Origin of the sequence: Paenibacillus sp. FSL M7-1414 (assembly GCF_038003195.1) — a bacterium.
In the GTDB taxonomy this organism is placed as follows: Bacteria; Bacillota; Bacilli; order Paenibacillales; family Paenibacillaceae; genus Paenibacillus; species Paenibacillus amylolyticus.
The window spans coordinates 5,916,450-5,930,882 of sequence record NZ_JBBOOS010000001.1 but is presented as its reverse complement, the minus strand read 5'-3'; the positions used below and the strand labels follow the sequence as shown (position 1 = coordinate 5,930,882).

Here is a 14,433-nt window from a genome sequence, read left to right as displayed (position 1 = left end):
TATATACTAATCGATCCAAAAGTCATTGACAAGGTGAGACGGTCCGAATAATATAAGGAATGATCGATCCATAATTCGATTACTTGTTTTTCATTATCTTAAAAGGAGCTGCACAGATGTCGGATATATCTTCTCATCGTTTTCCGTGGTTGGGGTTGCTGGCCCTGGCTATGGCGGGTTTCATAGCTATTATGACCGAAACACTTCCTGCGGGGTTGCTGCCGCAAATAAAAGAAGGGCTGCAGATCTCTGAGGCAGGGGCGGGGCAGCTTGTCACCTTTTATGCTGTTGGGTCGCTGGTTGCTGCCATACCTGTGGCAGTGCTGACAAAGGGTTGGCGGCGGCGTCCGCTTTTACTTCTGTCTATTATCGGTTTTCTTGTCTTCAACACCATTACTGCCCTCTCATCAAACTATGTACTGACACTATTCGCTCGTTTCTTGGCCGGTGTTGCAGCAGGTGTCTCCTGGGGCCTAATTGGTGGTTATGCATTACGCATGGTACCTGAGCATCTCAAGGGAAGGGGCATGGCTGTGGCTATGATTGGAACGCCGATTGCCCTATCGTTTGGTGTTCCGGCAGGTACGCTGCTTGGTTCATTTATGGGCTGGCGCTCAGTGTTCTGGCTGATGTCGTTGCTAGCGTTTGTACTGATTTTCTGGGTGCTCTGGAAAGTACCCGACTATCCGGGGCAGTCAGCTGATAAACGTATCTCTGTCATGCAAGTACTGTTCACCCCCGGTGTAATACCCATTTTAACTGTCGTTTTGGCCTGGATGTTGGCTCATAATATTTTATACACGTATATTGCTCCTTTTCTCGCCGATGTCGGTTTGGAATCGAAGGTTGGACTCATTTTACTTGTATTTGGTCTGATGGCATTGGTGGGCATCTGGATTACAGGTATTTTCATTGATCGGTGGTTGCGTATGCTGGTTCTCATGAGCCTTGCGGGCTTTGCTTTGATTTCCCTTGTATTGGGTCTTTGGAGTGAGCACGTTGTTGTGGTCTTCGGTTCTGTTGCGCTGTGGGGTCTGACATTTGGTGGTGCGGCTACCCTGTTACAGACTGCACTTGCTCAAGCTACTGGGGAACAGGGTGTGGATCTCGTCATGCCGATTAATACAACCGTTTGGAATCTGGCTATTGCCCTTGGGGGAATGGCGGGAGGTGTTCTTCTGAATCAATGGGGAGCTGCATCATTTAACTGGGCCATCTTGGCTTTAACATTGGTGGCTTTGATTGTTGCATGGCGTGCCAAAGGATATGGATTTCGCCCATCTAGGAGTCACTAAACTTCTGTCAGTAGAAAATAATTCGGTAAGCCCGGTCGCCATGTTAATGGCGGCCTCTTTTGTTAGAGGTTAGGCTGGCTTGTTGCCTGGCAATATATTACCCATTGCAATGACAATCCGAATTCTGGCGGTTATGTGGTATGATTAATTCTGAGGACAGTACATCCTGATCCTGCTGTTTATATGTAAGCGCTTATACAGATGACGGAAGGTGCAGACATGTTTAAAAGGCTGATACGAACCACTAATAATCTCAAATTAAAACATAAATTGCTCATTTCCTATGTACTGGTTGTCATGATTCCGGTCCTGATTGTTGGCCTTGCTGTGACCAGTTATTTTCGCCAGCAAGCCCTGGACAATGCAATAGGACAGACAATCATCAATGTGGACAAGATCAAGAGCCAGACGGCAACCATGCTGCGTGTACCAACCGATATATCCAATCTATTAATGTTTAATGCGGATCTCAAGGAGATCGTGAATAAACGCTACAAGAGCGTTGTGGAGCTAACCTCAGCGTATCTTGCATACAAAGATTTTCAGGAGTACAGGCGTTTGTATCGTGAGATAGCCGGCATTCGTTTTTACTCAACTAACCCAACATTGATCAACAACCTCGAATTCATCCCGGTAGACAAGCAGACGGAAGAGAGCTACTGGTACCAACAGGCACTGAAAACAACCAGCATCGGGTGGTTCTACATTCCGGACAAGGAAGATAATCCTGTACACAAGCTCAGCCTGGTGCGCAAAGTACCTTTTGCCGAGTATCGGACAGAGGGCGTGTTGATGATTGTGATCAATCAGGATGAGCTGAATGGATTGTTGCGTCAGGAACAGTTTGAGACGATGATTACGGACGAGCAGGGGTATGTGGTTGCAGCCAAGAATACCGAGCTGGTGGGTAAAACGCTGGATGAGCTTGATTTTGGTGTTGATCTGCAGAATCAGGCGAAAGGCACCATAGAGGGTGATTTCCGGGGGGAACCATCTAATATTGTTATTGATGAGCTGGGCCCTGGATCGAGTATGAATAGCCTGAAGGTGATATCGGTTTTTGCTACCAAAAATATCGTCAAAGACGCTAACACCGTCAGCTTGATCGGCATGATTTTCATTATCCTTGTGCTGGTTATCGCCCTATTATTCGTATATATCATCTCGTTCCTCACTTCGAACCGATTGCTCCGGCTGAGTAAACACCTCAACAAGCTTGCATTAGGAGACCTGAACGTGACTTCACGGATTGATGGAAATGATGAGATTGGGCAACTGTCACGACAGTTCAACTATATGGTGAAAAGTATCAATGAACTCATGACGCAGGTGGTAGAAGCGACCGAACAGAACAATCAATTGGAAATCGCACAAAAAGAGATTAAACTGAAAATGATGGCGAGCCAGATCAATCCACATTTCTTGTTTAATGCACTGGAGTCCATTCGAATGAAAGCGCATATTAAGGGAGAAGCAGAGATTGCCAACATCGTCAGGCTGTTGGGCAAGCTGATGCGCAAGAGTCTGGAGATTGGCAGTGGAAAAACAACCTTCCGGGCTGAACTTGAAATGGTACGTTCCTATTTGGAAATTCAGAAATTTCGTTACGGCGACCGCCTTGCATTCCAGATCCATATCGATCCCGAGGTGGAGAAGATGTACATTCCGCCTTTGATTATTCAACCTTTGGTTGAGAATGCGATTGTCCATGGTCTGGAGAACAAAGAGGGTACAGTCCGTGTTCATATAAGTATTCGTTTAGTAGAGAACATTGTGCAGATCCGTGTGGATGACAATGGTGCAGGCATAACGCCAGAACGACTGGCTGAGGTGATGCAGTTTATCTGTGGACCAGAGGAACAGGAGAAGAGTCGGATCGGCATGCGCAATGTACATCAACGCTTAACATTGACGTACGGGGAGCCATATGGATTACAGATTACGAGTGTATATGGGGAAGGAACAGAGGTTTCTTTCACTTTGCCAGCAGGAGGGGACCAACATGTATAAAGTGTTTTTGGTGGATGACGAACCGAGCATACGTGAGGGACTGACAACCATTATCGAGTGGGAAAAATACGGATTCCAGGTCATCGCTACAGCTGCCAGCGGGCGTGAGGCCATCTCCCGGTTTGAGGAATTGGAGCCTGATCTGACGATTATTGATATTCGCATGCCCGGTATGACCGGGCTGGATGTGATTGAAGAAGTACGCCGGAATCATCCGGATTCGCACTTTTTGATATTAAGTGGTTACGCGGATTTTGATTATGCCAAAAAAGCCATTAGTTTTGGTGTGGATGGTTATCTGCTCAAACCGGTGGATGAAGAAGAGATTATTGGTGAACTGGAGCGGATTGCTACAATCCTGACCCGTGAACGGGAGACAATGGCACGGCATGCTGGTGAAGATACCGTCTTTAGGGAGCATCAGATCGAGGCTTTGCTCTTTGACAGTCTGGAGGGTGCGGGTAGCATGGAAGAAGATAGCCTGGGGCTGCACTGGCCTCACTATCAGATTGTGCTGCTTGAGATGCATGTAGCCCCCGACCTGCAACGGGGAAGTGTTATGAAACGCAAACTGATTGAAGCATTTGACCATAAAGACCGAGGCATTGTATTCTCGTTCCATTCAGGTCTGGGGCTGTTAAGTAAGGAAACAATCACATCCGAGTCATCTGCAAGAAATCTGTATGATGAGCTGGAAGGACTGCTGGGAGAATGGGAAGTTCACATGTATGGTGCTGCAGGAGAACCCGTACATTCCACTTCTGAAATTGCGCGATCATACACGCAGGCGAATCGTTTACTCGGGGAACGCTTCTTGTTCACGGAGCAACGCATCATTCTGTGGACTGAAGGCAGCGAAGGCGAAGGCGTTGTTAAGCCAGAAGTTGAAGCTGTGAACGGAGCACATGAGCCAGTTGAGGACGAACTCGCGGACAAGCTGTATTATGCGTTAGACATCCGCAGTAGTGAGTCCGTTATGCGGGTACTGGGTGAGATGGAAGAGCGCCTGGTTCCATATCACCGAACAGAGCAAGCGATCAAGACGGCGTTCTCACAGGTATTTTCCCTGGCGTTCAACAAGCTTGCAGCGACGAATCAACATATGCACTCCATTATGCAGGAACATTCGGTTCTGATTAATGAAGTCTATCATCAATTTACGATGTCTGATCTCAAAGTCATGGCAGCGGAGCATTTGAATCGACTTATTCAACGTATGGGTGGGGGAAGCAAGGATACTGTATTGAAACAGATGATTGAATTTATCCAGCGTAACCCTGGCGAGAATCTCAAACTCGAAGTACTGGCAGAAGTGTTTAACTATAACAGCAGTTACTTGGGTAAGTTGTTTAAAAATCATACTGGAGAGTATTTCAATGCATTTCTGGACAAGGTACGTATGGAAAAGGCCAAGGAATTGCTGGACGAAGGATTAAAGGTCCATCAGGTTGCGGCGAGAGTGGGGTATGCAAATGTGGACTACTTCCACGGTAAGTTCAAGAAATATGTAGGGGAATCCCCTTCCGCTTACAAACAGGCCAGAACCCAATCATCAATTAAAGGAACGGCTACGGATATAAACGAGGAATAAGTATGGAGTGATGGGCCTTGCCCTTGTCTATTGTGTAAAACGTTTTCGGTTCCTGAGAAATTTTCAGATTCATCATATTGTCCATGCACTTCCCATGATAAGCAATGGTCACGGAATGTTTTACATTTTAGACTGGATTTACAAGAATTCAGTTGAAGGGATGGCTATACGATATGAATTTATCTGATATAGGCGCTGTACGTCAACCATTGAACTTAAATGGAACATGGCAGTTTTGTTTGGATCTGGAGTCCGATAAACTCGTTGAACAAAAGATATTACCGCCATCACAATGTGAAAATACATCATGGGAGACCATTCAGATTCCCGGTTCATGGGAAGAGCAAGGATACGGAGATGAGCCTGAATACGAAAGGCTCGATACCTGGACCAAGGTACGCGAATATGAAGGCTCAGCCTGGTATGCTCAGGATGTTCATGTTCCATCAGACGATCCCGGATGCCAATATGTATTCAGATTGGAAGGTGTCCGATGGACAACCCATCTCTGGATCAATGGACAATATGCCGGGCAGCAGGATAGTCTGGTGAATCAACAGAAGTGGGATGTTACCTCTCTGGTGAAGCAGGGAGAAGTGAATCGTGTGGAGATCCGCGTGGATAATACGATGAAACTTCCGCTGGCGGGTAGCCATATTCATTCATTGCATACGGCCACAGCTTGGGGTGGAATCACGGGTGGTGTTTATCTGGACAGTCTGCCCCCATGCCGATTACAGACGTTACGTATTCAACCAGATGCTGAAAACGGAACCATTCTGGTTGATTGTACTGTAAGCGCTCCCGCAAATGAATTGGCTAGAACGATGCAATTACATGTGGATATCCAGCATCCGGACGGCACATGGCTAGATCGATATAGTTGTAATGTGAATCTGAGTGATCCATCACATGTGGATATAAGCTCAGCAGGTTTAACTGAAAGTAACGCTGTAATAGATCAGTGGCGATTGGAACTTGGAACAGAAAAGTCTATCGCAAGATGGTCGGATGAATCCCCTGAATTATACAAGGCTGTGATCCGTCTGCATGACGGTGAACAGGAACTGGATCGGCTGGAGCAATCTTTTGGTGTACGCTCCTTTGCAGCTAACGGCAAGCAGCTTGAGTTGAATGGGACACCAGTATATCTGCGCGGGTACGTCGATTGCTGTATCTTTCCACTGACGGGTTATCCCGTCTGGGACAAGGAGCATTATCTTCAGCAGTTTCGAGTCGCCAGATCGTATGGCTTCAATCATGTCCGACTGCATGGGTGGAGCGCGCCGGAGCCTTTCTGGAAGGCGGCTGATGAAGCGGGCATGCTGGTACAGGCAGAACTCCCACATTGGTCTCGTTTCTTTGAACAATCGGATCAGTCTGCGCCAGCTGAAGTATTGTCCTATCTGACACAAGAACTGGACGGGTTGCTTCAGTCGCTGCATAGACATCCTTCATTCGTCATGTTCTCCATGGGGAATGAACTCATTGGTCCGAATGGCCATCCTGAACTCAATGCATGGGTATCGAGGGCAAGGGATATGGACCCGACCCGGTTATATACGGACAATACAGGTTTTGGACAGCTCCCAGCGCAAGGGCGGGAAGGTGATTATTATATTCAGTCGTTGAACTGGCATCCCCCGTTGGAATCCGCATATTCTGCTGTGCCGGATACCACGCTGGACTATCATGCAGTCACCCGACTTGCGGAGCATCCCGTCATTGGGCACGAACATGCACAGTACACCATGTATGTGCGGCCCCAAGAGCGAGCCAAGTATACTGGCGTATTGCGTCCTAGCTGGTTACGACCGATCGAAGAATCGTTAACAAACAAAGGCATGATGGAGGATTTGGAGCATTTTCAACAGGTCAGTGGTACCCATCTGGTACGTTCCTTAAAAGAAGCCATGGAGCGAATTCGGCGAACACCGGACGCTGCGGGCGTACAACTTCTGGACATTCGTGATTTTCCAGGGCAGGGACATGCTACGACGGGCATTCTGGATGTATTTTGGGATGACAAAGGCATTACAACACCAGAAGAATTCATGCGTTTCAACGCAGATGTGGTGCTGTTGTTAAGCTGCAAGGAGCGTACATTTTACGCCGGAGAACCCATTCATGTTGATGTACGCATCTCTCACTACGGTAAGGAGCCGTTTGAGGACGCGGTCATTCAGTGGAGGTTAATAAGCGATGATGTGATACTCACTGAAGGAGCATGGAAGACCGGAGATATCCAATGTGGGTCTGTCATGTCACTGGGAAGCATCGTCGCTACCGCTCCTCATGTAGGGGCAGCAGCTTTTCGGATCGAAGCGGAGCTGATATCAGGCGATTCGGAAAGAACTGTAACGAATGTATGGCATGGCTGGTCGTTTCCTTTTTATCAGTCTCATCCGAGTTCGAATCGGTTCTGGAATACCGTGGCAGAGTTGAAGCCATTCCTGAGTGAAGCACATGATGATTGCGTAGATCGCATCGATGGATTTCAATTGTTGAAAAATCGGGAGATTGACTTGGTTATCGTTCAGTCGTTAACACCCAATGTCGTTGATTATGTGATCAACGGGGGGAGTGTTTGGCTACAGCAAACTGCAGAAGGGTTATATGATTCAGTGGAGACCAAGTATCTGCCTGTATTCTGGAATTACCTGATGTTTGCTACGCAGCCTGGTGCAACGATGGGCATGTATCTGAGAGATCGGCTAGCACTACTAGGCTCCTTCCCGCATGATGGGGCTTCGGACTGGCATTGGTATCACTTGGTGAACGGTACACCAGCGATATGTTTGGATACGTTGCCCGGGGTGGAGCCGCTGATCGAAGTGGTGGACCATTTCCATCGAGCCAAACGACTCGCTTATGCCTTTGAGGCAAAAGTAGGGAAGGGCAAGATTTTGGTATCCTCACTTCCGTTTGCCAATCTGGCTGTAATGAAACGTCCGGAAGCCGCCTACTTATTTCAGGAGATACTTGCGTATCTCAATGGAGATCACTTCCGTCCAGCAACCTCCATATCCGTAGCGCAACTACTCGGCATCGTTAAACTGCAAACCATTCAGTTTACATTGTAATCAGAGGGACCCGAAAGGGTCCTTTTTGTATGCCACGTAGTTGAAGTAAACGATTACTATAAAACGTTTTCGATATTTACCACTTTAGATAGTATTTTACCTTAATATTACTTTTATATCATTTGAAAGTATAATTTATCACTGATTTTAACGAATTAATGTCTGATTATATATGTCTATATCTAATTTTTATATGATTTTCTCTAAAATCCAGATGGTATTTTGAAAACGCTCTATCGAGTATGATTATTTTATAAAACAGAGGAGGGGGAACGGAGATGGAAACGCTAACAAAAAAATCCGCTTCCGCGAACAGAAGCAGTGACCCCAAACCGCCTTTAAAGAATCGGCGGAACGGAATTTGGGACAGAATGAAACAGCAGAAATATCTCTATCTCATGTCATTGCCATTCGTAGCTTGGGTTTTCGTATTTAACTATCTGCCACTATGGGGATGGACGATGGCTTTCCAAAATTATAAACCTGCCAGATCGTTTGGTGATCAAGAGTGGGTTGGTTTTAAACACTTTGTAGAGCTGTTCAGTGATGATCGTTTCTATCTGGTACTTCGGAATACGCTTGCAATGAGCTTGATGGGACTAGTTGTCGGTTTTATCGTACCGATATTCTTCGCTATTCTCCTGAATGAAATGAGAGGCATGTTCTTCAAACGTGCCGTGCAAACGGTATCATATCTGCCTCACTTTGTATCCTGGGTTGTTGTAGCCGGGATCATTACAAAGATGCTCTCCACCGATGGAGGGATTATCAATGATCTATTGGTAGGACTGAACATTATCGATCAGCCGATCCAATTCATGGCCAAGGGGAACTTGTTCTGGTACATTGTAACCGCTTCAGATATGTGGAAGGAAACCGGTTGGAATGCCATCATCTATCTGGCGGCGATTACAGGTATCGACAATGAGTTGTATGAAGCTTCCCGTGTAGATGGAGCCAACCGCTGGAGACAGATGTGGCATATTACGCTGCCTGGCATACGGACCACGATTTCTGTACTTTTCATCATGTCAATTGGGCATCTGATCAGTATCGGTTTCGAGAAGCAGTTCTTGCTTGGCAACAGTCTGGTCACAGACTACTCGGAAGTACTTGATCTATACGCGCTCAATTATGGTTTGAATATGGGACGATTCTCGTATGGTACAGCCATAGGTATATTCAACTCCGTTGTCAGTATCATCCTTCTGTTTACTGCGAACGGCTTGTTCAAAAAATTCACAAAAGAAAGCATCATGTAGGGAGGGGACGACATTATGGCGAACAAAGCATTCAATGCTACTCGGGGCGATAAACTGTTCGATATATTCAACATCCTCGCGATGACCATGGTGCTGGTTGTAACACTTTATCCATTCCTTAACGTACTAGCCATCTCACTCAACAACTCGACAGATACAGTACGTGGCGGAATTTACTTGTGGCCTCGCGAATTCACATTACAGAACTACAAAACGATTTTCCAATATGATGGATTGTTACAAGGTTTGCAGATCTCCATTCTGCGTACACTTGTAGGTACCGTGCTCGGATTGATCAGTTCATCCATGATCGCCTTTACACTGAGCAGACCTGATTTTGGACTTAGAAAATTTGTTTCCACAGCACTCGCGCTCACGATGTATTTCTCCGGTGGTCTGATTCCGGTGTACATTCTGATGCGTGACTTGAACCTGATCGGTACATTCTGGGTATATGTATTGCCTGGCATGATCAGTGCATTTAACGTGTTCATCATCCGTTCATTCATTGATGGCCTGCCATACTCATTGCAGGAATCCGCGAAGCTCGACGGAGCGAATGACTTTACAATCTATTACAGAATCATCTTGCCACTGTGTAAACCAGTGCTTGCTACCATCGCATTGTTCCTGGCTGTAGGTCAATGGAATGCGTGGTTTGATACGTACCTGTATAATGGTTCAAAGGCACATCTGACCACACTCCAATATGAGCTGATGAAAGTATTGCAAAGTACACAGCAAGGCTCAGGTGCTGGACGAAATGCGAATGATATGGCGCAGCAAATGACACAGATTTCACCGGAATCGATCAAAATGGCGATTACGATCGTTGTAACGGTTCCAATCCTCATTGTATATCCATTCCTTCAGAAGTACTTTGTTGGTGGTATGACACTGGGCGCAGTAAAAGGTTAAACAATTGGGTACAGGCTGCCACATAGAGCGGCCGTACATCTACAAATGAAGCATCAGGATACCCGAAGCGCAGCCATTTGGTCTGCGCTTCACCGTATAGGGCTGCGGTGTGGTATTCATGAAGCTATAGACAGGGACAAAAAAGTCCCGGATAAGACAGACATATGAAACAGGGAGGATTACCATTATGGCAAGTTCCAAAATGAAGATTGCACTGGCACCAGTGCTTGCAATGTCTTTACTCGCAGGTTGCGGTGGAGGAAGCGGCAGTGATACGTCGTTCAAGGATACAAGCGCAGAGACAACTCCACTTACTTTTGATTTCTTCAGCGTTGACCCCAGTCCGAACTGGAATGGCATGAAGGATGAAGTAGGTAAAGTCCTTACGGAAAAAACAGGGATAACTCTTAACGGTGAATTTGCCGTTAGTGGTGGTCAAGATAAAATATCCTTAATGGCGGCGAGCGGAGACTATCCGGATATTGTCTCCCCCAAAGGAGAACTCAGCAAACTGGTGGATGCCGGAGCAATGCTCGATCTGACAGATCTGATCGACCAATATGCTCCCAATCTGAAGAAGCTGTATGGTAATTACATGGACCGGTTGAAATACAGTAATGAAGATCAGGCTATTTATGTGCTGCCAACGTATTATGCGGTAGACCAGAAGTACTTTGATGCAGGTGGTGGATTTGGCATTCAGCACCGTGTACTGAAAGAACTCGGATACCCGGAAGTGCGTACACTTGAGGATTACGAGAATGTATTGAAGGCGTACAAAGAGAAACACCCAACGATTGATGGTCAGCCAACGATCCCGTTAACACTGGACGCGGATGATTGGAGAATCATGATTACTGTAACGAACCCTGCCTTCCAGGCAACAGGAGCTCCGGATGATGGTGAATACTACATCGATCCAGAGACGTATGAAGCAAGTCTGCATTACAAACGTCCAGAGGAAAAAGAGTACTTCCGCTGGTTGAACCATATGTACAACACTGGATTGCTGGATCAGGACAGCTTTATCCAGAAAACAGACCAATACAAATCCAAAATTGCAAGTGGACGTGTTCTGGGTGTCATTGACCAGGATTGGGGTTATTCCGATGCAGAAAATGCATTGAAATCCGCTGGTAAGACTGAAGCAACGTATTCACACTTTCCAGTAACCCTGTCCGAGGATATCAAGGATCATGCCTACCAAGACCCTGGTTTTGTATCCGGTTGGGGTGTAGGGATTACAACATCGAATCCTGACCCGGTTCGTACGATCAAATTCTTCGATTACCTGGCTTCTGAAGAAGGGCAAGTGCTGATGAACTGGGGAATTGAGGGCAAACAGTATGAAGTGAAGGACGGCAAACGTGTCATTCCTGCCGACATTCTGGATCAGAAAACCAATAATGCAGCTGTATTCCAGAAAGAAACGGGTATTGGACTGTACACCAATATGTCCGGTCACTATGGAGACGGTGTGAAGGATTCAACGGACAACTACTACACTACGAATTTCCCTGAACAGATCGTGGCAGCATATTCCGATGCAGAGAAAGAAACACTCAAAGCTTACGGTGCTACGACGTGGAAAGATCTGTTCCCGAGTGAAGATGAGTTCCCAATCAAACCATGGGGAGCAGCATACAATCTGCCAACACCAGGTGACTCCAACTACAACGTCATCTTCAAGAAAACACAGGATATCATTCGGAAACGTATCCCGGAAGCCATTCTGAGTACTCCTGAACAGTTCGATGCGATCTATGACGGCATGATTGCAGAAGTGAACCAAGCAGGCGCAGAGGATATGGAGAAACAATACACAGAACTCGTTCAAAACCGTGTTCAATTGTGGAGCGGTGAAGAAGCTAAATAAACGATTGGCAATTCAGATCTAAAACGAAAAAGAACCCAGATATTCTGGGTTCTTTTTTTATCTAAAACGTTTTCTAAAAAACGTTTTCAATTTTATAAATTCACTATTGACAAGGGATATAGGAGCGATTATTATTCAAGTATGAAAGCACTTACATTTGCTTGTACAACAGGTGGCATACACCTGAATCTCAAAGTAAACATTTGCAGAATGAAGAGGAAATAAGGCAAGAAGAACATTTTTTTATTTTTAAGAAAACGCTTCTAATGTTATAAAAACAAGAAAATTACATTTGTTTCATCTGGTTACGGTATTTGCAGGTCAGCCTGTTATACAAATATACAGCTTCATTAATATCCATAAGGGGGATTACACATGAAGGGCAAAACACCAAAAACATTCGCAATGCTTCTGTTAGCCAGTGCTCTTGCAATTACAGCAGGATGCAGCGGCAGTGGAGGAGGAACTAACGCTTCAGAGAAACCGGTTGATTCCGGAGATACAACCAGTCCAGTGACCTTTACATTCTTTGGTGCAGACGCGAGTCCGAACTGGAATAACATGAAGGATGCTGTCGGTCAAGAGATTACTAAGGCAACGGGAGTTACAATTGAAGCTGAGTATGATGTGAATAATGGCGGTGACCAAAAGATTCCTTTGATGGCTGCCAGTGGTGATTACCCTGATATTATCTATCCTAAAGGCAACTTGTCTAAGCTTGTGGATGCAGGCGCGATGCTGGACCTGACCGATCTAATTGAGGAGCATGCTCCCAATTTGAAAAAAATCTATGGTGATCAGATGAACCGTCTGAAATACAGTTTGGAAGATCAAGCCATTTACACGATCCCGACGAATATGGGTGTAGATAACGTTGCGTTTGATGCTACGGGCGGATTCGAAATTCAACAAAGAGTATTGAAAGAGCTCGGCTACCCTGAAGTAAAAACGCTTGAGGACTACGAGAACGTACTGAGAACGTATTATGAAAAACATCCAACGATTGATGGTCAACCGACGATTCCGTTAACATTGAATGCAGATGACTGGAAAATTATGATTACGGTAACGAACCCTGCATTCCAAGCTACGGGTGGACCGGATGACGGTGAGTATTATATCAACCCTGAGACGTATGAAGCCGTTCTACACTACAAACGTCCTGAAGAAAAAGAATATTTCCGTTGGTTGAACAAAATGTACAATGAGGGTCTGCTTGATAAAGATACATTTGTTCAAAAGGATGACCAATACAAATCCAAAATTGCCAGTGGCCGTGTACTTGGTCTAATTGACCAAGAGTGGAACTATGGTGAGGCGGAGAATGCTTTGAAATCATCTAACGGTGGCGACAAAACATATGCCCACTTCTCCGTATCCCTGAACAAGGATATTGTGGATCATACGTTCCAACCGACAGGATTTGACGGTTATGGTATCGGAATCACAACTTCGGCCAAAGATCCGGTACGTATTATCAAATTCATGGATTGGCTTGCTTCCGATGAAGGTCAGGTCCTGAGAAACTGGGGCGTTGAAGGCCAACATTACCAAGTCGAGAATGGGAAACGCATCATTCCGGCTGACGTACAAGATCGCAAAACCAATGATAACTCTGCTTTTACCAAAGAATCAGGCGTAGGCATGTATAACGTATTTAGCGCCAGATACGGTGATGGTGTGAAAGATGCCACAGATAACTATTACACAACGAATTTCCCTGAACAGATTCAAGCAGGTTACACTGCAGCTGAGAAGGAAACGTTGAAAGCATACGGTATTACAACATGGAAAGATTTCTATCCTTCCGAAGATGATCTGAAGCTGAAAGATTGGGGCGCAGCATACAACATGCCTGTACCATCTGACACGGATTACAACGTAACGTTCCAGAAAACACAGGATATCGTACGTAAACGTATTCCAGAAGCGATCCTTGCCAAACCTGAGAACTTCGACAGCGTATATGATAGTCTTCTGGCTGAACTCGATAAAGCGGGTGCAGTGGAGATGGAGAAACAATACACCGTTTGGATCAAAGAACGTGTAGCTCTCTGGACTGGAAAAGATGTGAAATAAGCTTGAAAACCAAGCATTAAAGTTAAGGATTTTCATAGCGGAAAAAGCCCTTGAGAAAGGGCTTTTTTTGTTGTTGACGTGAGGTGATGGATAGCCTATAATCTATCATGTAAGCACTTTCAGTAAGCGGTTTATTCCATTTCCGAAAACGTTTTACGTTTGTTAGAAGAAGAATCTTTCTTTTTGCAGAATCGAAACGTCAGCTTCAGTAAATACGTCGAAATGAACGATACCGAAAGCACATTCAAAAAAAGTGGTATCCTCAGGCATAAAGCCTGTTATACAGATAAAACCTTCATAAATAATAGGGGGAACTAGA

The 14,433-nt window shown here is 45.6% G+C and carries 8 protein-coding genes; all 8 read left to right on the top strand.

The window, feature by feature from the left end; translation table 11 throughout:
- The first annotated feature begins 116 nt into the window (after window positions 1-116).
- The 8 genes from MHH92_RS26015 (at window position 117) to MHH92_RS25980 (ending at window position 14,114) form a co-directional block, all read left to right on the top strand.
- Window positions 117-1,295 (top strand): MFS transporter, encoded by a 1,179-nt coding sequence (locus MHH92_RS26015; protein ID WP_340907124.1) that lies wholly within the window; start codon window positions 117-119, stop codon window positions 1,293-1,295.
- Between the two features lie 219 nt (window positions 1,296-1,514).
- On the top strand, window positions 1,515-3,305 hold the full coding sequence (locus MHH92_RS26010) for a sensor histidine kinase (RefSeq protein WP_340907123.1): 1,791 nt from the start codon (window positions 1,515-1,517) through the stop codon (window positions 3,303-3,305).
- Window positions 3,298-4,896, top strand: a complete 1,599-nt coding sequence (locus tag MHH92_RS26005; protein ID WP_340907122.1) for a response regulator transcription factor — start codon at window positions 3,298-3,300, stop codon at window positions 4,894-4,896. The genes MHH92_RS26010 and MHH92_RS26005 overlap by 8 nt, the downstream gene beginning before the upstream one ends.
- A 173-nt stretch (window positions 4,897-5,069) precedes the next feature.
- On the top strand, window positions 5,070-7,979 hold the full coding sequence (locus tag MHH92_RS26000; protein WP_340907121.1) for a glycoside hydrolase family 2 protein: 2,910 nt from the start codon (window positions 5,070-5,072) through the stop codon (window positions 7,977-7,979).
- Window positions 7,980-8,257: 278 nt separating this feature from the next.
- Window positions 8,258-9,241 carry an ABC transporter permease gene (locus MHH92_RS25995; protein ID WP_036606891.1) on the top strand — a complete coding sequence of 328 codons (984 nt, stop codon included), beginning with the start codon at window positions 8,258-8,260 and terminating at the stop codon, window positions 9,239-9,241.
- A gap of 15 nt (window positions 9,242-9,256) precedes the next feature.
- On the top strand, window positions 9,257-10,159 hold the full coding sequence (locus MHH92_RS25990) for a carbohydrate ABC transporter permease (RefSeq protein WP_340907120.1): 903 nt from the start codon (window positions 9,257-9,259) through the stop codon (window positions 10,157-10,159).
- A gap of 187 nt (window positions 10,160-10,346) precedes the next feature.
- Window positions 10,347-12,035 (top strand): ABC transporter substrate-binding protein, encoded by a 1,689-nt coding sequence (locus tag MHH92_RS25985; RefSeq protein WP_074096481.1) that lies wholly within the window; start codon window positions 10,347-10,349, stop codon window positions 12,033-12,035.
- A 375-nt stretch (window positions 12,036-12,410) separates the two neighbouring features.
- Window positions 12,411-14,114 (top strand): ABC transporter substrate-binding protein, encoded by a 1,704-nt coding sequence (locus MHH92_RS25980; protein WP_340907119.1) that lies wholly within the window; start codon window positions 12,411-12,413, stop codon window positions 14,112-14,114.
- The last annotated feature ends 319 nt before the right edge of the window (window positions 14,115-14,433 follow it).

Coding starts and splice junctions, on each gene's coding strand:
- MHH92_RS26015 (WP_340907124.1), top strand. CDS start 117: ATGTCGGATATATCTTCTCATCGTTTTCCGTGGTTGGGGTTGCTGGCC.
- MHH92_RS26010 (WP_340907123.1), top strand. CDS start 1,515: ATGTTTAAAAGGCTGATACGAACCACTAATAATCTCAAATTAAAACAT.
- MHH92_RS26005 (WP_340907122.1), top strand. CDS start 3,298: ATGTATAAAGTGTTTTTGGTGGATGACGAACCGAGCATACGTGAGGGA.
- MHH92_RS26000 (WP_340907121.1), top strand. CDS start 5,070: ATGAATTTATCTGATATAGGCGCTGTACGTCAACCATTGAACTTAAAT.
- MHH92_RS25995 (WP_036606891.1), top strand. CDS start 8,258: ATGGAAACGCTAACAAAAAAATCCGCTTCCGCGAACAGAAGCAGTGAC.
- MHH92_RS25990 (WP_340907120.1), top strand. CDS start 9,257: ATGGCGAACAAAGCATTCAATGCTACTCGGGGCGATAAACTGTTCGAT.
- MHH92_RS25985 (WP_074096481.1), top strand. CDS start 10,347: ATGGCAAGTTCCAAAATGAAGATTGCACTGGCACCAGTGCTTGCAATG.
- MHH92_RS25980 (WP_340907119.1), top strand. CDS start 12,411: ATGAAGGGCAAAACACCAAAAACATTCGCAATGCTTCTGTTAGCCAGT.